This is a genomic window from Bradyrhizobium elkanii WSM2783 (genome assembly GCF_000472865.1).
Taxonomy (GTDB): domain Bacteria; phylum Pseudomonadota; class Alphaproteobacteria; order Rhizobiales; family Xanthobacteraceae; genus Bradyrhizobium; species Bradyrhizobium elkanii_A.
Genome location: NZ_AXAP01000004.1, coordinates 171,870 through 192,226, shown reverse-complemented (window position 1 = coordinate 192,226; position 20,357 = coordinate 171,870). Strand labels below are relative to the sequence as shown.

The following is a 20,357-nucleotide window of genomic DNA, read 5'->3' as shown; positions in this document are numbered from 1 at the left end:
ATCGAGACTGAAATTTAGCACAGTCCGTTCGAACCGTCTTTAGGCAGCGTGCCGAAAATGCTATGGGTCGGGGCGCTGGAAACGCTGGGGGAGCGACTGTTGATCTGGGTCAAACGCAGTGGACTTGTCGTTTTCTTCTCACTTTTCGTGTGCACCGCACACCAGGCTAAGGCCGTCCCGCTCACGCCATTCCGCTATCAAGCCCAGGCGCAACGCCATTGCCCCGGTGATTCCGTGGTTTGGCTCGATTTTCGGCGCGCGCGCTATTATTTGAAAGGGCAGAAACGTTACGGGCTGGGTCTCACCGGAAGTTTTGTGTGCAGGAGCGAAGCCCAGGCGAGCGGCTACCGCCGCTCCCTTCTCGGGCTGAGGTAGCGATACCTCTGACCGCACGTGGTGGATGTGTGAGCTGGGTGCCATGGCGAAGCCTGCGTTAAGGTCGCCCTGCAGGGGCGGTCATGTCGCGCGAGGGCTGTACGTCCGGCGAGCGCGCCCGTGATGTTGGAACGAAGAGGAAGTGCAGATGAAGATCGCCTTGAGCATCGCCCTGCTGGTCGTGATGACATCTAGCGCCGCCGCGCAATATCTCGGCAACTATTCCGCCGATCCATATGCCCCGAATTCTACGGGGAACGCATTCGGTGCTGGCAGTCCCGACAATCCAAACAGCATCAACAATCCGTACGCGATGGATGCACCCAAGCTGTATGACAGCCAGGGAAACTATCGTGGGCGCCTAAGCAGCAACCGGTATGATCCGGATTCGATTTCAAATCCATACGGCCGGTATGGAAGTCGTTTCTCTCCGGATAGTGTCAACAATCCCTTCGGTGCTGGAAATCCGTACGTACCGGACAGCCCGACGAACCCGTATGGCCAAGGCCTCTCGATGCAAGGAGCTGATGACGGCTGAAGGGCTTGCGTCGCTCGAGCCGAAGACGAAGGGGGCCGCCGCGAGCTGAGCGATTGCCGTCCTATGAGAGGCGGAGATATCACATGCGACCAGCGTCGGAAAAAAACGAGGTTGCGCCTTCAGCTACCAAGCGTTGTTATGCCGCGAGCTTCCGGTGGCACAAACTGCACTGGTCAATTGCCAGCCGCAGCCACATCATGGCGCTGTGGAGTATCGGGGCTATGCCGTCGTTCTCAAATCCGAACCGGGCGAAAACAATAGTGATCTTCGCTATCGCCCGATTGCGTTGGCGCAAGGGCGTTCTCGGATTGAGGTCTGGCTTGTTGTGGGTTGCCGAGAATGACTTGGTATTCAAAGCGGCCGTGATCTCGCTCGGAATATTTTCTGGGGCAATAACCGCAGTTGCCGTGCTCTACCTGTGATCCTCGCAGCAGGGCCATGATAAGCGCATGGCAGCAGGGATTCCGACCATCGTTTTTAGCTGAGCGTCAGCGCCAGATGGATCGTCTGCGGGTCTCCCCGCGCGACCGGCTTGAAGCCGAACTTCCCGAACACTTTCAGCATCGCGGCATTTTCAGGCAAGACCTCTGCGGTCAATTCCTGTAGCCCGGCATTGCGAGCGATGCCGACGAGGTGACGCATCAGGATCGAACCGATGCCGCGTCCCTGCCAGGCATCGACGACCACGAATGCCATCTCGGCTCGCCCGGGCTCGAATACAACGTATCGACCTCCTCCGACGATCGCCGGCCGACCGGCTTCCTCGATGAGTGCGACAAGCGCGCCATGATTTCTGAAATCGATGTCCATGAAGAAGGCGCGCTCCTTCTCCGAGAAGCCGCGCTTCACCGCAAAGAAACGGCGTTGCAGGGATTGCGTGCTCGCCCGCCCGACCGCAGCAAGCATGTCGGCCTCATCGTCCGGCCGAAGCGATCGGATTTCGATGTGGCTGCCGTCGTTCAGACGCTCGTGCGCGGTGTAGGTTGCGGCTTCCGGCATCTGCTGCCTCTTGTTCCAATCATTCGACGGCCCGTCTCGCTGACCAGGCGGAGTGAGAAGGCCTGCACCGGAGCATGGTGCTCGTTTCAACCAAGAGTGTCGAGCGAAAGCAGGAGGTCGCGTCCTCTCCGATCAATCCAAGATGTACGGCTGCCCAGTTGCCCAGCAACTTGTTGGCTTGGGCCATCGCTTTGAATCGCAGCTCCTCGTCATGAGCGAATTTCGCTTCCACCGCCTTTTCACGTTCGTCGAAGGTGGTCATGACTGATCTCTATGTTCTAGAGGGCCGCCACAAAAAACCTGGCCTTCAGCGGAACCATCACTGTTCGGGCTGAAGGCATTCAGTACCATTGCCATGACATCGGCAATCAAACCTGCCACTCGGGGGACCAGGGTGCTTGATCCAGATCAAGTCCTCATTAGCCACACGGGCACTTGATACTCGTGTGAATCTTCGCGGGCCGCGAGACGCGGCTCACTCCGGTCGGCTCCCGCGATGCACGCCGATCATCCCGATCTGGATCGCCCCCTAGTTGGGGCTGATGATGCAGGCTCCGTCGCGACGGCTCCAGACGAACCACCGATAGCACGGAGGACGGGGATGAGCCCCGACCGGACACTCATTGCGCACACGCGCGCCTCTATCCCAGCCGTCGACGACGCACCCACCGTTGCGCGCCGCATGGCAACCGGGACCGCAGCCGTCCGCGGCGTTGGCCATGCCAATGCTCGCGAATATGGCTGCGAACAGAACTGCGAATGTCACTTTCATCTCTGTTTCCTCTCGCCTCTCATGTTTTGCAGGCAAGTGCTGCGCCGAGCGCGCGGCGTCGATCTTGGATCAATGGGGCGGAAAAGCGAAGCCCCTCCCCGAGCACGAAACCGAGCGGGCGAGGGCACTGATTTCGCGAGATGGGGCAGTGGGGGTCGGTGTGCTTGATCTAAATCAAGCCGCGTCGCGCAGCGCGGTGGGTATGCTGCCGCGCAGCCTCGAACGAGGGCGAACCCTTGAGAACACTTCGCCAGCTTTTGTCCGGGGAGGACATCATCCAGCTTGCGATCCGGCTTGGATTGCTGGCTTTTCTGATCTACTGGACTTTCGTTCTTGTACGACCCTTTGTGCCAATCGTGGCCTGGAGCGTGGTGCTCGCCGTTGCGTTCTATCCGGTCTTTAACGGTCTCGCCAAGTTGCTCGGCGGACGCCCGAAGCTGGCGGCGGCGATTCTCACTATCGTCAACCTCGCGATAGTCATCGGGCCGGCGACCTGGCTCGGTCTGGGCGCGGTGGATGGTCTCCGGGAAATTGCCGCACAACTCAGCGCGGGAAGCCTCGGGGTTCCCTCGCCGCCCGCGCGCATCAAGGACTGGCCGCTGATCGGCCCGCAGCTCTACGATCTCTGGGACCAGGCATCGACCAACCTCCGCGCCGTTCTGCGCGAAATCGCTCCTTATCTGAAGCCGCTGGCCGCGACGATTCTCGGCCTTGCCGGGAATGCCGGGGTTGGAACGCTCAAATTCCTCCTGTCGGTTGCTTTGGCCGGCTTTCTCTTCCCCTACGGACCGCAACTAGCGGCAGCGAGCAGGGGGTTCCTGTCCCGCGTCGTTCCCGAGCAGAGCGAACACTTCCTGGAATTGGCGGGGGCAACGATACGTGGGGTGTCTCAGGGCGTTATCGGCGTCGCGATCATCCAGTCTCTGCTCGCAGGCATCGGCCTCAAGCTGGCTGGAATTCCGAATGCGGGCCTGTTGGCTTTCGCGATCCTGCTGCTGAGCATCGTGCAGATCGGTGCGGCGGTGGTCCTGCTTCCCGTGATCATCTGGCTCTGGACAGCGAAAGACTTCACGACGGCGCTCCCACTGACCGTGTTTCTGGTGATTGTTGGCTTGCTCGACAACATCTTGAAGCCGCTGGTGATGGGGCGCGGCCTTACTACACCCGCCCTCGTGATCCTTATCGGGGTGGTCGGAGGCACGCTTGCACACGGAATTCTTGGCCTCTTTATCGGCCCGGTCATCCTGTCAGTCGCTTGGGAGTTGACAGTGGCCTGGATCAATCAGGATCGCAGCCGCCTTGCGCAATCAGCGGAACAATAGCTCGCAAGCCGAAGCCGCTCAAAACGGACCATTCTGTTCCGCTCACGACGTTGACCTAAATCAAAGTCCGGGGTGGCGCGGCGCATTCAATCGATGCGCGACACGGAGGTCTGAACATGTCGATCGACAAAACACCGCTTGCGCGCGTTCCCATGTCAGGCCTCGTTGCTTCGGCCGTGGAATACATGATTGATGCCGGGCAGCGCACTGTGCTGTTCCTGGATATCCTGCGCCGGCGTGGCGACCAGTATCAGCAGCACATTGCCCAGACGGCACCGCATGTTCTGCACTACGCCGCCGAACTGGTCATGGACGGGCGCAAGCTCTCCGAACCGGTGAACTATGCGCTGGTGCGCATCATTCCGCCTGAGGGTATCGAGCTCGATCTCGAGCGGCGACCGTTCATCGTGGTCGATCCGCGCGCCGGACACGGGCCGGGAATCGGCGGGTTCAAGGCGGACAGCGAGATCGGCGTCGCCATGAAGGCCGGTCATCCCTGCTACTTCATCGGCTTCCTGCCGGAGCCGATGCCGCACCAGACCATCGAGCGCATCGCGCGCGCGGAAGCCTTGTTCATCGAGGAAGTCATCAGGCGCCATCCTGATGCCGACGGCAAGCCCTGCGTGATCGGCAACTGCCAGGCCGGCTGGGCCGTGATGATGCTCGCATCGCTGCGCCCGGAACTGTTCGGGCCCATTATCGTCGCCGGCGCGCCGCTGGCCTATTGGGCTGGCGTGCACGGCAAATATCCGATGCGCTACTCGGGCGGCCTGCTCGGCGGAAGCTGGTTGACCGCGCTCACCAGCGACCTCGGCGCCGGCAAGTTTGACGGCGCCTGGCTGGTGCAGAATTTCGAGAACCAGAACCCGTCGAACACGCTGTGGACCAAACAATATAATGTGTATTCGAAGGTCGATACCGAGGCGGACCGCTATCTCGAATTCGAGCGCTGGTGGGGCGGGCATGTCAACCTGAACGCGGAAGAAATCCAGTTCATTGTCGATGAGCTCTTCATCGGCAACAATCTCGCCGCCGGCCGCATCAAGACGTCCGATGGCAAGGCAGTCGACCTGCGCAACATCAAGTCACCCATCGTGGTGTTCTGCTCCAAGGGAGACAATATCACTCCGCCACAGCAGGCGTTGGGCTGGGTCCTCGATCTCTACGCCGACATCGACGAGATCAGGGCCTACGGCCAGACCATCGTCTACACGGTTCATGAGAGCGTCGGCCATCTCGGAATCTTCGTGTCCGGCGGCATCGCCAAGAAGGAACACGCGGAATTTTCCAGCAACATCGATCTGATCGACGTGCTGCCGCCGGGCCTCTATGAAGCGACCTTCGAGGCAAAGGGCGCCGACACCGCCAACGCGGATCTTGCGGTCGGACAGTGGGTGATGCGCTGCGAGGCGCGCACGCTCGATGATATTCGCGCCATGGGCGGCAACTCGTCGGAAGACGAACGGCGCTTCGCGACCGCCAAGCGCGTCTCGGAGATCAATCTCGCCGCCTATAAAAAGTTCGTCCAGCCCTGGATCAAATGCATGGTGACGCCGCAGGTGGCGGAGTGGACGCGCAATATCCACCCGCTGCGCCTGCAATATGAGTTTTTCAGCAGCCGAAATCCGTTGATGACTGCCGTGGGGACGACGGCGGAAAGAATTCGGAATGATCGGAAACCGGCGGCCGAGGAGAATCCGTTCATCGCCCTTCAGGAAGGAATCTCAAGGCAAATCGTCAGTGCGCTCGACGGTTGGCGGGACTACCAGGAAGCACTCAGCGAAACCATCTTTCTCGCCGTGTATGGTTCGCCCGCACTTCAGGCGGCGGTCGGTGTTGATCCGCGCTGGGAGCCGTCGCGACAAGGGATGCCGGCCGAGCACCGCGAAATGCTCCAGCGGCGGATCGGCGAGCTGAAACCCAGGATCGACGAAGGCGGCCTTCGCGAGGCAGCTATCAGAGGCTTGCTTTACGTCGGGTCGGCGCGGGGCATGGTGGACGAGCGCAGCCTCGAAGCGCTGCGGCGAATCCGCCGCGAGAGGGGTGAGCGATTGACGTTGGCACAATTCAAAATGCTGGTGCGCGAGCAGTTCTTCATGCTGTTGCTGGACCAGAGGAGAGCGCTAGCGGCAATTCCGAAAATGCTGCCCGACAATGCCAACGAACGTCGCGCGGCCTTCGCAGCGATCGGCGAGGTGTTGTCGGCCAGTGCTGAAATCTCAGGCGAGGTCGCCAAGCGCTTGCAGCATGTCGCCGAGTTGTTCTGTCTGGATGCGAGCGAAATGTCGGAAAGGGATAAGGTTACCCCTTTCGATCCCAAGGCGAAGGCGTCGTAACGCTGGTTGGAAGAATCCGGAGCGCCACCATGAGCGTCATGCCCGCAGATTCAGGCGAAGTGCGACCCCACACCAAATATGATCGGTTGATCGCGGCCACCAAGGCCGTGCCGCCGGTGCCGACCATTGTCGTGCATCCCTGCGACGAGACCTCGCTGCGCGGTGCGTTGGACAGCGCGGAAGCCGGCATCATCCGTCCGCTGCTGGTCGGCCCCGAAGCCAAGATCAGGAACACCGCAAGCAAGCAGGGCCTCGACATCGCCGGCGTCGAGATCATCGATGTTCCCCACAGCGACGCCGCGGCCGCCAAAGGCGTCGAGTTGATTCATGCGGCCAAGGGCGAAATGCTGATGAAGGGCAGCCTGCACACCGACGAGCTGATGCGCAGCGTCACGGCAAAGGCGACCGGCTTGCGGACCGATCGGCGCATCAGCCATGTGTTCGTGATGGATGTCCCCGCCTATCCCGACACGCTGCTGGTGACGGATGCGGCCATCAATATTTTCCCTGATCTCGATGACAAGCGGGACATCATCCAGAATGCCATCGATCTGTTCACGCAGGCTGGTTTCGGCACATTGCCACGGGTGGCGATCCTGTCCGCGGTCGAAACGGTTACGTCCAAGATCCCGTCCACCATCGAGGCCGCGGCGCTATGCAAGATGGCGGATCGCGGGCAGATCATCGGAGGCTTGCTCGACGGACCGCTCGCCTTCGACAACGCGATCGATGTGGAGGCGGCCAGGATCAAGGGAATAAAGTCCGAAGTCGCGGGCCGCGCGCAGATCCTGGTCGTTCCCGATCTCGAGGCCGGCAACATGCTGGCAAAGAATCTGGCCTATTTCGCGAACGCCGACAGCGCCGGCATCGTGCTCGGGGCCCGGGTGCCAATCGTTCTGACCTCCCGTGCGGATTCACCGCGGGCGCGCATGGCCTCCTGCGCGGTTGCGGCGCTCTATGCCGACGCGCGGCGCCGGCTTGCTCCAATTGCGGCTGCGTGATCGCCATGGATACGATCCTCGTTGTCAATGCGGGCTCCTCCAGCGTCAAGTTCCAGATCTTTGCGATTGAAGGAGAAGGGAGGCTGCGGCGGCAGATCAAGGGCCAGATGGATGGCATCGGCAGCCGCCCGCGCCTGCGCGCTGTCGATGCAAACGGCGATCCGCTGGCGGAGCGGGCCTACCAGATCGAAAGCGTCTCAGACATCCCGGCCGCGATGGCTGTTGCGGGAGCGTGGCTGCGGGACGAGCTTCGCATCTCCCCGATGGCCGTCGGGCATCGCGTTGTCCATGGCGGTCCGGACTATGAGCGGCCGGTGCTGATCGACCATGGCGTAGTGTCGCGCCTGGAGCGCTATGTCGCGCTGGCGCCGCTGCATCAGCCCCACAATCTGGCGCCGATCCGTTCGCTGCTCGCCAATTTTCCTGCCCTTCCGCAGGTGGCGTGTTTCGACACTGCCTTTCACCGCACCCACGGCCCGGTAGCGGATCACTACGCGATCCCTTATCAGCTCCACGCCGAGGGCGTGCGGCGCTACGGATTCCACGGCCTGTCCTATGAATATATCGCGAGAACCTTGCCGCAGATCGCGCCGGATGTCGCGAAGGGGCGGGTGATCGTCGCCCATCTCGGCAGCGGTGCGTCAATGTGCGCCCTGAACGGTGGACGCAGCGTGGAGAGCACAATGGGGTTCACCGCGCTTGATGGCTTGCCGATGGGGACGCGTCCGGGGCAGATCGATCCCGGCGTCGTGCTTTATCTCATATCTGAAAAGGGAATGTCGGCCTCGAACGTCCAGGATTTCCTCTACCGCAGTTGTGGACTGAAGGGCCTCTCCGGCATCAGCAATGACATGCGGCAATTGGAGGCAAGCAACGATCCGCGCGCGATACTGGCGATCGAGTATTTCGTCTATCGGACATGCCTCAACGTCGGCATGCTGGCGGCGGCGCTGCAGGGTCTGGACGCGTTCGTCTTTACGGCCGGCATCGGCGAGAACTCGGCAGGAATTCGCTCACGCATCGTCGAGCAGCTGGCCTGGCTTGGCATTGCGTTCGATCCGGCCGCGAATGCCGGCCACGCGCGGCTGATATCGCGGTCCGACAGCCGCATTCCGGTGTACGTCATACCGACGGATGAGGAACTGATGATCGCGCAGCACACCCTGTCGGTTCTGTTGAACAATCAATCGCCCAACGCGAACCGTCAGAGGGTGTCATGAATATTCCCGTGCTTCCGGAGACCAAGGTGGCCCTCAAGGGAAGGAAGGGCCTGATTGTCGGCATTGCCAATGATCAATCGATCGCATGGGGCTGCGCAAAGGCGTTTCGTGCGCTCGGCGCCGATCTGGCCGTCACCTACCTGAACGACCGGGCGAAAAAGCATGTCGAGCCGCTGGCGCAGGCGCTGGAAGCGCCGATCTTCATGCCGCTCGATGTCAACAGCGAAGGCCAGATGGAGCAGGTGTTCGAGCGCATCAAGAAGGACTGGGGCCGGCTTGATTTCGTGTTGCACTCGATCGCGTTCTCGCCAAAGGAAGCGCTGCACGGCCGCGTCGTGGATGTCGGACGGGATGGCTTCTTGAAGACGATGGAGGTCTCATGCTGGTCGTTCATGCGCATGGCTCACCTGGCTGAGCCGTTGATGAAGAACGGCGGAACGCTGTTCACCATGACCTACTACGGCAGCCAGATGGTGGTCGAGAACTACAATGTCATGGGCGTCGCGAAGGCAGCGCTTGAGGCCGCCGTGCGTTACATCGCGGCCGAGTTGGGGCCGAAGGGTATCCGGGTTCACGCGATTTCACCTGGTCCGCTCGCCACGCGCGCAGCCTCGGGTATTCCTGATTTCGACGCGCTGATGGATAAGGCGCAGTCGAAGGCGCCGACCCGCAGCCTCGTCAGCATCGATGACGTTGGCAACGCGACGGCATTCCTGGCGCTTGACGGTGCAAAACTCATTACCGGCACCGTCATGTATATCGATGGTGGTTATCACATCATCGATTAAGTGAACCCGGCTGCCGTAGCGGCTGGGACCGTTCAGCGCTGAATACCCGCATGTTCGTTACCCCGTCAGATCGTCATTTCCGGAACCGTGTCGGGAATGACGAGTTCGGCTTCCGTCACCGCCATGACCTCAGCGACCGTGAGCCCGGGAGCGGTTTCCATCAACGTCGCCTTGCCGTCCGGAAAGCCGATCACGGCGATGTCGGTGACGACGAGGTCGATTGTTCGCGACGACGTCAGGGGCAGGGTGCATTTTCTGACGATCTTCGATTTCCCCCTCGCGGCATGCTGCATCGCCACGATGACGCGTTTGGCGCCGCTGACGAGGTCCATCGCGCCACCCATGCCCGGCACCATCTTGCCTGGGATCATCCAGTTGGCGAGGCGTCCCTCTGCGTCGACCTGAAGGCCGCCGAGCACGGTCACGTCGACATGGCCGCCGCGGATCAATCCGAACGACATCGCACTGTCGAAGGTGCTGGCGCCCGGAAGCGCGCTGATCGGTCGTCCACCTGCATCGGTCAGAAGGGGATGGGCCAACCCTTGCTCCGGGATCGGGCCGGTGCCGATCAGTCCGTTCTCGGACTGGAAGAACACCTTGATGTCTGATGGCACGTAGTTGGCTACCAGCGTTGGAATGCCGATCCCGAGGTTCACCAGATGGCCAGTGCGAAGCTCGCGTGCCACGCGGCGGCCGATGATCTCTTGTGCATCCATGGTTCACTCGTTCGCTATGAGATAGTCGACAAGCGGCGCCGGTGTGACCACATGGTCGGGCGCGATGACGCCGACCGGAACGATGTGCTCGGCAGTCACGATCACGGTATCGGCGGCCATCGCGATGACGGGATTGAAGTTGCGCGCGGTCAGCGCATAAGAAAGGTTGCCAAGGTAATCGGCGAGGAAGGCGTGGACCAGCGCGAATTGGGCTCGCAATGCGGTCTCGAGCAGGAACGCTTTTCCGTCGATCTCGATCTGGCGTTTTCCTTCGGCAACCGTCGTTCCGACGCCGGTCGGCGTGAGCACGCCGCCAAGGCCGCAGCCTCCGGCGCGGATGCGCTCCACCAACGTCCCCTGCGGAATCAGGTCGACGGCAATCTGGTTGGCCAGCATCTGCTGTTGCGCTTTGGGATTGAGGCCGATGTGGCTTGCGGTCAGGCTTGAGACCAGGCCGGCATCGAACAGTTTGCCGATGCCCTTTCCGGGTATCGCCGCGTCATTGGAGATCAAGGCAAGGCCCGTCTTGTGCTGGCGTACGACTTCGTCGAGCAGGCGTTCCGGCGTCCCGACGCCCATGAAGCCGCCGACCATGATGCTCGCACCGGCCGGGATCTTCGCAACGGCTTCTTCGACGGAAATAGCCTTCATGATTGGCACTCCGGCCGGCACGCGATTGATCGGGGCGGTACTCGTGCGATGCTGGTCCCCGCTCATCGCGTCGCTTTGATCTGTATCAAGGGTATTCGCTGGAGCGACAGATACCGGTTATCCGGCATCCGCGTCTTGCGCTCTTGGGTGAGCAGGACGGCTGGATTGCGCTTGCCGACCTCGAGACAATGGGGAAGGCTGTGAGGGACCGTCGACTCGCCATCGTGCCCGGCACCGGCATGGATCTCGAATTGGCTGCGCTCTGTGACGGCTGGTTCGGCGGCCTTGCGAAATCGACGGAACTGTTAGTAGATTTCATCAACAGAGGAGGATGCAATGTCGGACCCCCAAGTGGCAGCGGACAACGTCCGCGCGATGCTCGCCGAGAATCTCAGTCGTGTTCGCAAGGCCAATTCGGATTATTTTGACATGCTTGAGAAGGGGATGAGCTCCTCGCAGCTTCCGATTGCCGGGCAGGCCAAGCAGTTCTGCGATCATATGCGGCGCCAGACTTCGGCGACCTTCGACCTCTGCGACCGCCTGATCCAGGCCAAGGACGTGCCTGATGTAGTCAGAATTCAGTCCGAGTTCTTCCAGGACCAGATGCGAGCGCTGATGGAACAGGGGAGGAGCATGGGCGAATCGGCCATGAAAGCCGCAACCGGCGTGTTTACTCCCAAGAGCTGATTTGCCTTGCGGGCCCGGTGCTGGCTGTGGCCCTTCAATTCCTGGTCGTCGCAACCATCAGCCGATCCAACATCATGATCCACGCGCTGGTGACAGTCGCTGTGGTCGCCATCGCCCGTGTTGCAGAGCGACGACACCGGAGGGCCGTTCAGTTCTGCAAATCGAGACCAGCCAACTGGGGCCGGTCCAGGAGCACGATCTGACGCTGGTTGTTGCCGATGAATCCGAGGATACCGAGCTCGTGCAGCCGGGACAGGGCGCGAGAGACCGTCTCCAGCGTCAGGCCGAGATAATCAGCGATGTCGCGGCGGCACATCGGCAGCGCCAGGACGCCGGCCGCGGTCAGGCGCTTGTCCATTTCGAGCAGGAAGGCGACAACGCGCTCGAGCGACGTCTTGCGGCCGAGCAGCAGCATGTGATCCTCGGCATGCTGCAGGTTGTTCGTGGTCATGTTCAGCAGGTTGCGGGCGACCATGGCGTCGCTCTCGGCTACGAGTTCAAGGCTGCGACGCTTCACCAGGCGCACCGCGGTGTCCACGATCGCTTCGGCCGTGAAGCGATGCTCGCTGCCGTTCTCCAGCCCGAAGATATCGCCGACCAGGTGAAACGAGCCAATCTGGCGGCGGCCGTCTGAAAGCAGCTTGTAGCTTCGCACCGCGCCAGACTTGACCTGGTAGACGTAATCGGCAGGCTCTTTCTCGCCGTAGATCTCCGTCCCTTTCTTGTACGTAAATTCGTTGAGGGTCATCATCGGGTTGGAAGCGCTCGCCATGCCGAACGCGCCGAGCATATTAGGTAGGGACGCTGCCGGATCGATGTTAACATAGGAAAACATGGCCCAACTCCTCACCTGAACGTCACGAATTCTATCAGTCTTTAGAACTATTGCGCTGCAAGAATTCGGTATCGGGTCCGGTCTCGCCAAGGTTGATCTGCGACGAAGGCAGCATTCCTAATCATTGTCCCACGGACCATTGTACTATGGGACAAGTAGGCAATGGTGTCGGACTGGCGGCGAGATTGCCGGTCACGGTGCGGCTCCATGCCTTCTCGGAGGGAAAATTGCCTGGCCTCGTTCACGTGGTTGATGACGATGCGTCGTTTCGGACGGCCATTGAGCGGCGGCTGAAGCTAGCCGGCTATGAGGTCGCAACCTATCCGTCCGCTCAGCAGCTACTGGACCGTCTGTCGGACAATGAGCGGCTGGGATGCATCCTGCTTGATGTGCGGATACCCGGCCTGAGCGGTCCCGAACTGCAGGATCGTCTCAGCGAACTCGGTTCGACGCTGCCGATCGTATTCCTCACCGGGTACGCCGACACGGCGACGACCGTGCGGGCAATCAAGGCCGGCGCTGAGGATTTCCTGACCAAACCAGTGTCTTCGGCACAGTTGATCGATGCAATCGAGCGCGCGATTGCCCGTCACGAGGCAACGCGCAGCCAGCGCATCAGGCTCGATTCCCACCGCTCGCTGCTTGCGAGATTGACCCCGCGCGAGCGACAGGTGTTTGAGTTGATCGTGCGCGGCAAGATCAACAAGCAGATCGCGCATCAAATGGGAACAACCGAGCGCACGGTGAAAGCACATCGCCACCAAGTGATGGAAAAGATGCAAGTGCACTCGCTCGCCGAATTGGTGTCGATCGCGGAACGGCTCGGCGTGCTCGATTCAAGCGACGATGCAGCCCGTTAGCGTTCGAAATCGAAGTATCGCAATCTTGCAGGAAAAATGCGCAGACCCTGTCGGGTTCCCTCAGGACACCTGTACGAACGGACAATATCACATCTTAATGACAGCGCGTATCAGGCGCGTGTGAAATCAGCATGGTTTCTCGGCTCGCGGTCAGGTCGCCTTCTGCAGAAGATAGCCGAAAACATCCTCGAAAAGCTGAAGCCAGCACCTTGTCGAATCGAAGATCTGTTCTTGTCGTAGATGACGACCGATCCATGCTCAGGAGCCTTAAGCGTCTGCTGGGGCAGTACGGTTTTGATACGACGCTGTTCGATTCCGCCAGCGCGCTGCTTGGCCACGGCGATTTCGGCGGCGCCTTCTGCATCATCCTGGATATCAATCTGAATGGCCAATCCGGCATCGATCTGCGTCGCCGGCTCCTGGACAAGGGCATCACCCTGCCGGTCATCTATATCACTGGCAATGATAGCCACGCGAACCGCACGGCGGCGACGGAGTCGGGATGTGTCGCTTACCTGACCAAGCCGTTCTCGGCAAAATCGCTGATCGAGCCGATCGAAAAAATGGCAGCCGCTATCGCCTAGCGGAGCTTGCCGATATTCACTCATCAATATCCTGTTCGAAAACGCGTGCCGGTGCGCCTTTGCGCACGGTCGCAAATTGATCGAGCGGGAGTAGCGTCCTCACTGACAGCAAATTGGTGTCGACCACCTGCAAGAAGAGTTTTTGGCCGGAGTCCATGTCGTGCAGCAGGTTCGGATTTGCGAGGTCACCCGCAATGCAGGTGTTGGTGAGACACCACGTGAACGGAAGTCGATAGGTCGTACCCTGATCGACGGTGAGCGTGGCGCCGGCTGGCAGATAGAGGCCGACCGGCAGGAAAAGCTGTAGCCGCGCGCCGCTATTGTCCTCGCGCTCGGTCAGATAGACGCGAACCGCGGTCTGGCCGGTATTGAAACTGCCGCTGATGGTGGTGCGACAGACCATCTTGGCGCCGCCAGGCTTGAAGCAGACCTTCTCCCAGTCGCCGAACTTGATGTCGCGCGCTTCACGTTGGCCGCGAAGCGCGATTTCGGGCTCCCCGGCTTGCGCACCAGTCGGCACCTTTTGTCCATTCGCCGGGCCGGCCGTGATCATCGCTGATAATATCAGGGCGGCGAACAGGATCGAAAACGGTTCGGGAGGCTGCATCGTCATGGCTGTGCTCCTCAGCGCCGATCACCGTCGCTACTTGTGCCCGTCCAGGAACGCACCGACGAGCGGCGCCCAGATCGGAATGGAGTCGGCTGAGCCGACCAGGAAATGTCCATCGTCGCCGAACGGCGGAAGAAGGTGGTATTCGGCGTTGCCGCCTGCGGCGGTGAACGCCTCGTGCATCCGTTTCGACAGCGTCGGGCCGAAGAACGTGTCATTTGCAATGTAGATCCAGAGCATCGGCACCCGCGAGGTGCGGCCGAATTCAGTGATAGCCTCGACCAATCTGTCCGGGGCGCAATTGTTGTTCGGCTTGCCATCGACGCGGCCGCCGCGTCCGGCAGCAAAGGTGATGATGGCTTTGACCTGCGGCGGGTTCACGCTTGAAAGCGCGATCGACGCCCAGCCGCCGGCCGATTGGCCGATCACGATGACATCCTTCGGCACGATCTTCTTCTCGGCAGCCATATAGTCGATGATCCAGAGGTCGAGCTGCGCAACAGCCATGCCGGCGTCGCGGAAGTTGGGATTGGCGCAACTGCCGATCTTGGAGAAGAACGGTCCGTAGAGCCCGCGCGCGGGTATGTCGATGGCCGAGGCGCCGTAGCCCGACCCAACCGGTGCCACCACGAGGTAGCCGCGTCGCGCGAACCACACGGCGGCGTCGCGGAATTCGACCAGCGGAAAGAAGCTGCGCTGCACCGGGTCAAGTGACACGCCGTGATTCATGATGGCGAGCGGGAAAGGGCCGCCGCCGACCGGACGGACCACGTAGGCGATGGTCGGCAAGACGAGCGGCAGCGCCCAGACTTCCTCCTGAATGTGCACGGCGGCGTTCTGATCGTCAGGGCGCACCGGCGCGATCTGGCTGAGGACAACGAACAGCATTATCAGGAATCGTGAGCAAGCCTGACCCATATCAGAGCTCCGCTGTAACGAGGCGAGTTGACGGATCGAATCCGAAGCGACGCTTGATCCAGATCAATCCCGCTTGGCCGCAGGCCGCCGTTCATCGGAGCATTTCGGCGACCGCTATAGCGCTCGTGACGGGCCAATTCACATGAAGTCATTGTCATCTCAGCAACCGGGATGGACGCGGCTCTTTCCGCCGGTGGAGTGGCTTACAAACTATCGGCTTTCCTTTCTGCCTTCGGACGCCGTCGCGGGAATTACGCTCGCCGCCTACGCGATACCGGTTTCGCTCGCTTATGCGACGCTCGCCGGACTGCCACCGCATGTCGGAATCTACGGCTATCTGCTTGGCGGCGTCGGCTATGCGCTCCTCGGCTCCTCGCGTCAGCTAGCGATTGGTCCGACATCCGCGATCTCGCTCATGATCGCCGGCTCGGTCGGGGCTTTGGCCGCGGGCGATCCGGCGCGATACGCCGGCCTCGCGAGCCTGGTGGCCTGCGCGGTGGCGTTGCTCTGCCTGATCGCCTGGCTGTTCAAGCTGAGCCTTCTGGTACGCCTGATCAGCGACAGCATCCTGGTGGGATTCAAGGCGGGCGCCGGGCTGACGATCATGATGACCCAGCTACCCAGCCTGTTCGGTGTCGCCGGCGGTGGCCACAACTTCTTTGACCGGGCTGTTCGGCTCGCCGGCCAGCTCGGCGACGTCCACTTGCTCGTTCTGACGATCGGTCTTGCTGCGCTGCTGCTGTTGTTGATCGGCGAACGCGTCCTGCCGGGCAAGCCGGTTGGACTCGCCGTCGTCGCACTGTCGATTCTGGTCGCGTCGATATTTGGCCTGCCGGCGCTCGGAGTGCCGATCACCGGGGCGATCCCGCAAGGGCTGCCGGCGTTTGCAATGCCGTCATTCGGACTGTCGGAGCCTGAAGAGCTGTTTCCGATCGCGGCCGGCTGTCTGTTGCTCGCCTATGTCGAGGGGGTTTCCGCAGCGCGGAGCTTTGCGGCCAAGCATGGCTACGGCCTCGATGTCCGGCAGGAGTTTCTGGGACTGGGTGCGGCCAACCTCGCGGCGGCGTTCGGCCACGGCTATCCGGTTGCCGGCGGCCTGTCGCAATCTGCGGTGAACGACGCGGCCGGGGCCCGTACGCCTTTGGCGCTGGTGCTCTGCTCGGGCACGCTTGCGCTGTGTCTGCTGTTCTTCACGGGACTGCTGACAAATCTTCCCAAGGCGGTGCTCGCTGCCATCGTTCTTGCCGCCGTATACAGGCTGGTCGATATCCCGGCGCTGCTGCGCATGTGGAAAATCAGCCGGATCGATTTCTATGCTGCGGCGATCGCGCTCGCCTCGGTGCTGCTGCTCGGAATCCTGCAAGGCGTGCTGCTTGCGGCACTCGCATCCATCTTCCTGCTGCTCGTCCGCGCGTCGCAACCGAATGTGGCGTTTCTCGGACGACTCCCTGGAACCGGCCGTTATTCGGACAGCGCCAGGCATCATGGGGTAGAGCCGCTGGCGGGCGTCATCGCATTCCGTCCTGAAGCATCACTGCTCTACGTGAACGCCGAGACGATCTTCGACGCCGTCCTGGCTGCGCTCCGAGAATCGTCGGGTATCAAGCTGGTGGTCTGCGATCTCTCGGCATCGCCCTTCATCGATCTGGCCGGGGCGCGCATGTTGCATGGTCTGCATGACGAACTGGCAGATCGTGGAGTGACGTTCTGCATCGTCGGCGCTCATGGCCAACTGCGCGACCTGTTGCAGGCAGATGGGCTGGCGGAAAAGACCGATAGCCGCAGCTGGATGCGGACGCTCGACAGCGTGCTTGGCGAGAGCAACGCCGGCAGATGATCGCCGGATCTCCAGAACGAGGCGCAGATTGGCTAGTGATCGCGGCATTGACTTGGATCAAAGGGGCGGCGGGGCGACCCCGCACGATCAAACGTCGGCGTTCTCGACGATCGGGAGAAACCCGCCGTCGAGAGTGTCTGACGCAAGAAGTAGTCTTGGGAAAAATTTCTCTAAATCGCTCTTGGAGGTAAATCATGAGACAAGTTGGGGTGATCGCGCTGATGGCAATGCTGGCCTTGGCAGGACTGAGTACGCCGTCGCGGGCGGAGACCGGCCAGGTTGCAGTCGTCTTCACCAAAGGCGGCTTTGTCATCGGCGTCGGCGGCGGCGAGGGCGTGCTGATACTCCGCGGCAAACGTTATCCATTCACTGTCTCCGGCATGAGCGTTGGCTTTACGATCGGAGCCTCGACCACCAAGTTTGTTGGGCGTGCACTGAATTTGCGGGGGCCTGAGTCCATCGAAGGCAGCTACGCCGTGGTCGGCGCCGGTGGCGCCGTTGCCGCCGGCGCCGGAGGCGTTCAGTTGCAGAATGCCAATGGCGTGATCTTGCAGCTCAGCGGTCCGAGGATTGGCGCCGAAGTGTCAGCCGCCGTCGGTGGCGTCACCATACGATTGAAATAATCGCGGGGCGGGCCAGGGCTGCGTTGCCCTGGTCCGCTTCTCGGGGGCGAGGCGCTCTTGCGCAATGCGCGAGAGTCAATCCGCCCAAGGAGCGTCCTCCTGCCAGTCTGGACGGTAGATGGCAAGCGGACATCCCGGCTTTCAGAGTTGTCAGCGAGGTTGGGGCTGCGCTCCCGGGGCGCCACCCTGCGCTCCTCCTCCTGGCTGCATGGAGCGCGCCCGCTCAAGGAGCGTCAGAGTGGTGTCAACGCATGCCTTCATGGAGTCTTGTGGATCGCAGCGCACTGCCACTATCGAGTCGCCATTCCGCAGGAAGAACGAGGCGCCGCCTCGGCGCGCTCCCCCGCGACCAGATTCGCCGATCGCCCGCAGAACATCGTCCAGATCACGATCCATTCGGGAGTGTGATGAGTCTCGCTGATCTGAGCTGGGAGCGTTCTGACTGAAGGCGGGCGGAGAGATAAGCAAAAGCGTGACGGAGAGGGCAAAGGCTTTGTTCATCATGCGTCTCCTCATTGTGAGCGAATTGAGACGCCGGAGCGGAACGATCCTGGTCGTGATCCGCTCCGGCTCACCCCTGAGATGCTCAGTCGCGGCACACGCGCCTACGAATGATAAGGATAAAGTCGCGGTCCTCATCGCTCAGGCTGCGGGTAAGGAAATAGCACCCTCCTCCCTCACCTCCACCGCGTCGTTCGGCCAACCTTTCGGCGAGCCGCCCCCGTAGACCGCCGTGCCAGCCCCCATCGTCCTCATCCTCCTCGCGATCACGCCACTGGGCCATCCGCTCGCGCAGGCGGCCCCGCATCTCCTGTCGGTCTCGCAGGAGGTCGATAATGAGATCCCGCAAGTCTTCGCGCGTTTGAATCCGGTCTCTCAGAAGGTCTCTCAAATCGCTGCCCACATCGCCGTCCCTGCCGTGCCATCCTTGGGCTGATGCGGGGCTTGTTGTCGTGCAGACAAGTGGGGCAGATGCAGCAATCGCTAGAACCGCTGCGGCAATCACTGGCAGCCGTGTCATTGCGCTCTCCTCTCGTTGCGGACAAGATTCGAAGACCGAATGATTGCTGTGCCGCCGTTGGCGAATCGCGACGGATGGTGAGATGATCCTCGAACCTATCCCTGCTTGGCCGGAATGAGCGGCCAGTATTGACGCTATTCGTGCACGGCGTCGCTCCCTTGACATAGATCAAGCTGGCGTCGCGAGTCCCGGATAGCCGATCGGAGAATCCAGGAACTTGAGACTTCGCCGCAACCGTCAGTATCGCTCGTCAACAAACGTCATCCCGCGCAGTGCGGTCTGGTCGTTGTAGCGCCCCTTGGTGGAGCGCTTTGGCAGCTTGACCTTGTTGCGGCGAACGCGCTTGTACGGGATCAAGTCCAGGACCTGCGAGATACAGTTCAACCGCGCCCGGCGTTTGTCGTCGGAGCGGATGATGTGCCATGGCGCATGTTTCGAGTTGGTGGCCTTGAACATCAGGTCGCGTGCCCGCGAGTAGGCGTACCAGCGTCGATAGGATTCCGTATCCATCGGGCTCAGCTTCCATTGTCGCAGCGGATCGTTGATCCTGGCCCTGAATCGTCGCTCCTGTTCCTCCATCCCCACTTCGAGCCACAGCTTGATTAGGACGATGCCGGCCTCAACGACGTAGTGCTCCACAGTGGGGCATAGCTCAAGGAAGCGCTTGTGCTCGGCGGGGGTGCAGAAGCCCATCACATATTCGACCCCGGCCCGATTGTACCAGCTCCGGTCGAAGATGACGATCTCGCCCGCGGCGGGGAAATGCTGCATGTAGCGCTGGATGAACATCTGCGTCTTTTCGCGATCGGAAGGCGCAGGGAGCGCGACGACACGAAACACGCGCGGGCTGACCTTTTCCGTGATCGCCTTGATCGTGCCTCCCTTGCCCGCCGCGTCCCTGCCCTCGAACAGGATGATGACCCGCGCCTGGGTCGCTTTCACCCATTCCTGGAGATGGCATAGCTCGACCTGGAGCTTCTCCAGTTCCTTCTCATAGATCTTTCGCTTCATCCGTGCGGCGGGCGCATCTGCCATGTCTAGGCTTTCCACTGCTTCAGATCGTCTCGAACCGGCCGTTCAATCGCCCCAGGCAATGGTGACGCCGATGTCGCCCGGCACCCCACCGGGAAAGTCGATGACCTGATAGCGGATGCGGTAGCCGCGCGGCTTCAGGTAGTCGGTCCAAAGCTGGTAGATCTCCTTGGGAATCCCGGTCAGCGTGGCTTCCCAGCCCGCTTCCATCTGGTTGATGGCACGGCCCCTGTCGGTGCACAGCGTATTCGGGAAGCGATACACCAGGACCTCGGTCAATCCGTTCCGCACGGCACGCTGGATGATGGTCGATGCCAACTGGATCTTTTCCTCCTCGGACTTGCCCGAGGGCCGGCTGAGCCGCTCGATCAGTGCTTTCTTCTCGGCCTCGGCGGCGGCCGCGCGGCGGACATACTCATCCGCCTTTTCCGCCTCGCGGAGGGCGGCCTCCTTCTGGATCTGGCTGGCGCTGGGGATCAGGTCATCAATGTTCGCGGGCATGGCTGACATCTCCTGAGTGGCCGTTTCCAATGGTCGTTCGCAAAAGGCTAGGGCCGGGTAGGGGCGCACCTTTGATCCAGATCAAGCGACCTCCCGGGCGGCGGTATCCAGATTGAACGGTCAAACCCAAT

23 protein-coding genes are annotated in these 20,357 nt (G+C 61.4%); 13 read left to right on the top strand and 10 right to left on the bottom strand.

Annotation, left to right across the window (positions count from 1 at the left end; all coding sequences use genetic code 11):
- Positions 1–147: 147 nt before the first annotated feature.
- The 3 genes from YY7_RS0106315 to YY7_RS0106305 all read left to right on the top strand — a co-directional run bounded on the left by YY7_RS0106315 (position 148) and on the right by YY7_RS0106305 (position 1,335).
- Positions 148–375, top strand: coding sequence for a hypothetical protein (locus YY7_RS0106315; protein ID WP_245287214.1), 228 nt, complete (start codon positions 148–150; stop codon positions 373–375).
- 148 nt (positions 376–523) lie between these two features.
- Positions 524–913: a hypothetical protein gene (locus tag YY7_RS0106310; RefSeq protein ID WP_035689398.1), complete on the top strand. Its 390-nt coding sequence runs from the start codon at positions 524–526 to the stop codon at positions 911–913.
- Positions 914–996: 83 nt separating this feature from the next.
- On the top strand, positions 997–1,335 hold the full coding sequence (locus YY7_RS0106305) for a hypothetical protein (protein WP_155255060.1): 339 nt from the start codon (positions 997–999) through the stop codon (positions 1,333–1,335).
- Positions 1,336–1,390: 55 nt separating this feature from the next.
- Here the strand turns inward: YY7_RS0106305 and YY7_RS0106300 are convergent, their stop codons facing one another.
- The 3 genes from YY7_RS0106300 to YY7_RS64980 all read right to left on the bottom strand — a co-directional run bounded on the left by YY7_RS0106300 (position 1,391) and on the right by YY7_RS64980 (position 2,633).
- A complete protein-coding gene (locus YY7_RS0106300) occupies positions 1,391–1,912 on the bottom strand; it encodes a GNAT family N-acetyltransferase (protein WP_028162488.1) in 522 nt (173 codons plus the stop codon).
- Positions 1,913–1,931: 19 nt separating this feature from the next.
- Complete coding sequence (locus tag YY7_RS50880) at positions 1,932–2,174, bottom strand: ATPase inhibitor subunit zeta (protein ID WP_035689395.1); 243 nt, start codon at positions 2,172–2,174, stop codon at positions 1,932–1,934.
- 267 nt (positions 2,175–2,441) lie between these two features.
- On the bottom strand, positions 2,442–2,633 hold the full coding sequence (locus tag YY7_RS64980; RefSeq protein WP_433994492.1) for a GCG_CRPN prefix-to-repeats domain-containing protein: 192 nt from the start codon (positions 2,631–2,633) through the stop codon (positions 2,442–2,444).
- 287 nt (positions 2,634–2,920) lie between these two features.
- Here YY7_RS64980 and YY7_RS0106290 point away from each other — a divergent pair, with 287 nt between their 5' ends.
- From YY7_RS0106290 to fabI, 5 genes are all read left to right on the top strand, one after another.
- Complete coding sequence (locus YY7_RS0106290; protein WP_028162487.1) at positions 2,921–4,006, top strand: AI-2E family transporter; 1,086 nt, start codon at positions 2,921–2,923, stop codon at positions 4,004–4,006.
- Positions 4,007–4,122: 116 nt separating this feature from the next.
- Positions 4,123–6,342: a DUF3141 domain-containing protein gene (locus YY7_RS0106285; protein WP_028162486.1), complete on the top strand. Its 2,220-nt coding sequence runs from the start codon at positions 4,123–4,125 to the stop codon at positions 6,340–6,342.
- A 29-nt stretch (positions 6,343–6,371) separates the two neighbouring features.
- Positions 6,372–7,343 (top strand): phosphate acetyltransferase, encoded by a 972-nt coding sequence (locus tag YY7_RS0106280; protein ID WP_283806990.1) that lies wholly within the window; start codon positions 6,372–6,374, stop codon positions 7,341–7,343.
- Positions 7,344–7,348: 5 nt separating this feature from the next.
- On the top strand, positions 7,349–8,563 hold the full coding sequence (locus tag YY7_RS0106275) for an acetate/propionate family kinase (RefSeq protein ID WP_028162484.1): 1,215 nt from the start codon (positions 7,349–7,351) through the stop codon (positions 8,561–8,563).
- Complete coding sequence (fabI, locus tag YY7_RS0106270) at positions 8,560–9,351, top strand: enoyl-ACP reductase FabI (protein ID WP_028162483.1); 792 nt, start codon at positions 8,560–8,562, stop codon at positions 9,349–9,351. The genes YY7_RS0106275 and fabI overlap by 4 nt, the downstream gene beginning before the upstream one ends.
- Before the next feature lie 65 nt (positions 9,352–9,416).
- Here the strand turns inward: fabI and YY7_RS0106265 are convergent, their stop codons facing one another.
- Both YY7_RS0106265 and YY7_RS0106260 read right to left on the bottom strand, forming a co-directional pair.
- Positions 9,417–10,067 carry a 3-oxoacid CoA-transferase subunit B gene (locus YY7_RS0106265; protein WP_028162482.1) on the bottom strand — a complete coding sequence of 217 codons (651 nt, stop codon included), beginning with the start codon at positions 10,065–10,067 and terminating at the stop codon, positions 9,417–9,419.
- A gap of 3 nt (positions 10,068–10,070) precedes the next feature.
- Positions 10,071–10,718 (bottom strand): CoA transferase subunit A, encoded by a 648-nt coding sequence (locus YY7_RS0106260; protein ID WP_028162481.1) that lies wholly within the window; start codon positions 10,716–10,718, stop codon positions 10,071–10,073.
- A 336-nt stretch (positions 10,719–11,054) separates the two neighbouring features.
- On the opposite strand from YY7_RS0106260, the gene YY7_RS0106255 reads away from it, so the two are divergent.
- A complete protein-coding gene (locus YY7_RS0106255) occupies positions 11,055–11,405 on the top strand; it encodes a phasin (RefSeq protein ID WP_028162480.1) in 351 nt (116 codons plus the stop codon).
- 148 nt (positions 11,406–11,553) lie between these two features.
- On the opposite strand, the gene YY7_RS0106250 is transcribed toward YY7_RS0106255, so the two are convergent.
- A complete protein-coding gene (locus YY7_RS0106250; RefSeq protein ID WP_028162479.1) occupies positions 11,554–12,240 on the bottom strand; it encodes a helix-turn-helix domain-containing protein in 687 nt (228 codons plus the stop codon).
- 227 nt (positions 12,241–12,467) lie between these two features.
- Here YY7_RS0106250 and YY7_RS0106245 point away from each other — a divergent pair, with 227 nt between their 5' ends.
- Entirely contained in the window at positions 12,468–13,100 is a 633-nt protein-coding gene (locus YY7_RS0106245) for a response regulator transcription factor (protein WP_028162478.1), read from the top strand.
- Positions 13,101–13,231: 131 nt separating this feature from the next.
- Positions 13,232–13,684, top strand: a complete 453-nt coding sequence (locus tag YY7_RS0106240) for a response regulator (protein WP_080663600.1) — start codon at positions 13,232–13,234, stop codon at positions 13,682–13,684.
- Between the two features lie 16 nt (positions 13,685–13,700).
- On the opposite strand, the gene YY7_RS60100 is transcribed toward YY7_RS0106240, so the two are convergent.
- Together YY7_RS60100 and YY7_RS60095 are read right to left on the bottom strand one after the other, a co-directional pair.
- Positions 13,701–14,297 (bottom strand): invasion associated locus B family protein, encoded by a 597-nt coding sequence (locus YY7_RS60100; protein ID WP_028162476.1) that lies wholly within the window; start codon positions 14,295–14,297, stop codon positions 13,701–13,703.
- A gap of 30 nt (positions 14,298–14,327) precedes the next feature.
- Positions 14,328–15,182: an alpha/beta hydrolase family protein gene (locus YY7_RS60095; protein WP_245287203.1), complete on the bottom strand. Its 855-nt coding sequence runs from the start codon at positions 15,180–15,182 to the stop codon at positions 14,328–14,330.
- Between the two features lie 172 nt (positions 15,183–15,354).
- Between YY7_RS60095 and YY7_RS0106225 the strand changes: the two genes are divergently transcribed.
- Both YY7_RS0106225 and YY7_RS0106220 read left to right on the top strand, forming a co-directional pair.
- On the top strand, positions 15,355–17,049 hold the full coding sequence (locus YY7_RS0106225) for a SulP family inorganic anion transporter (protein WP_028162474.1): 1,695 nt from the start codon (positions 15,355–15,357) through the stop codon (positions 17,047–17,049).
- 194 nt (positions 17,050–17,243) lie between these two features.
- Positions 17,244–17,672 carry a hypothetical protein gene (locus tag YY7_RS0106220; RefSeq protein ID WP_028162473.1) on the top strand — a complete coding sequence of 143 codons (429 nt, stop codon included), beginning with the start codon at positions 17,244–17,246 and terminating at the stop codon, positions 17,670–17,672.
- Between the two features lie 1,258 nt (positions 17,673–18,930).
- On the opposite strand, the gene ppk2 is transcribed toward YY7_RS0106220, so the two are convergent.
- Both ppk2 and YY7_RS0106205 read right to left on the bottom strand, forming a co-directional pair.
- Positions 18,931–19,728, bottom strand: coding sequence for a polyphosphate kinase 2 (gene ppk2 / locus YY7_RS0106210; protein WP_028162471.1), 798 nt, complete (start codon positions 19,726–19,728; stop codon positions 18,931–18,933).
- 42 nt (positions 19,729–19,770) lie between these two features.
- Positions 19,771–20,226 carry a hypothetical protein gene (locus tag YY7_RS0106205; protein WP_028162470.1) on the bottom strand — a complete coding sequence of 152 codons (456 nt, stop codon included), beginning with the start codon at positions 20,224–20,226 and terminating at the stop codon, positions 19,771–19,773.
- Between the last annotated feature and the right edge of the window lie 131 nt (positions 20,227–20,357).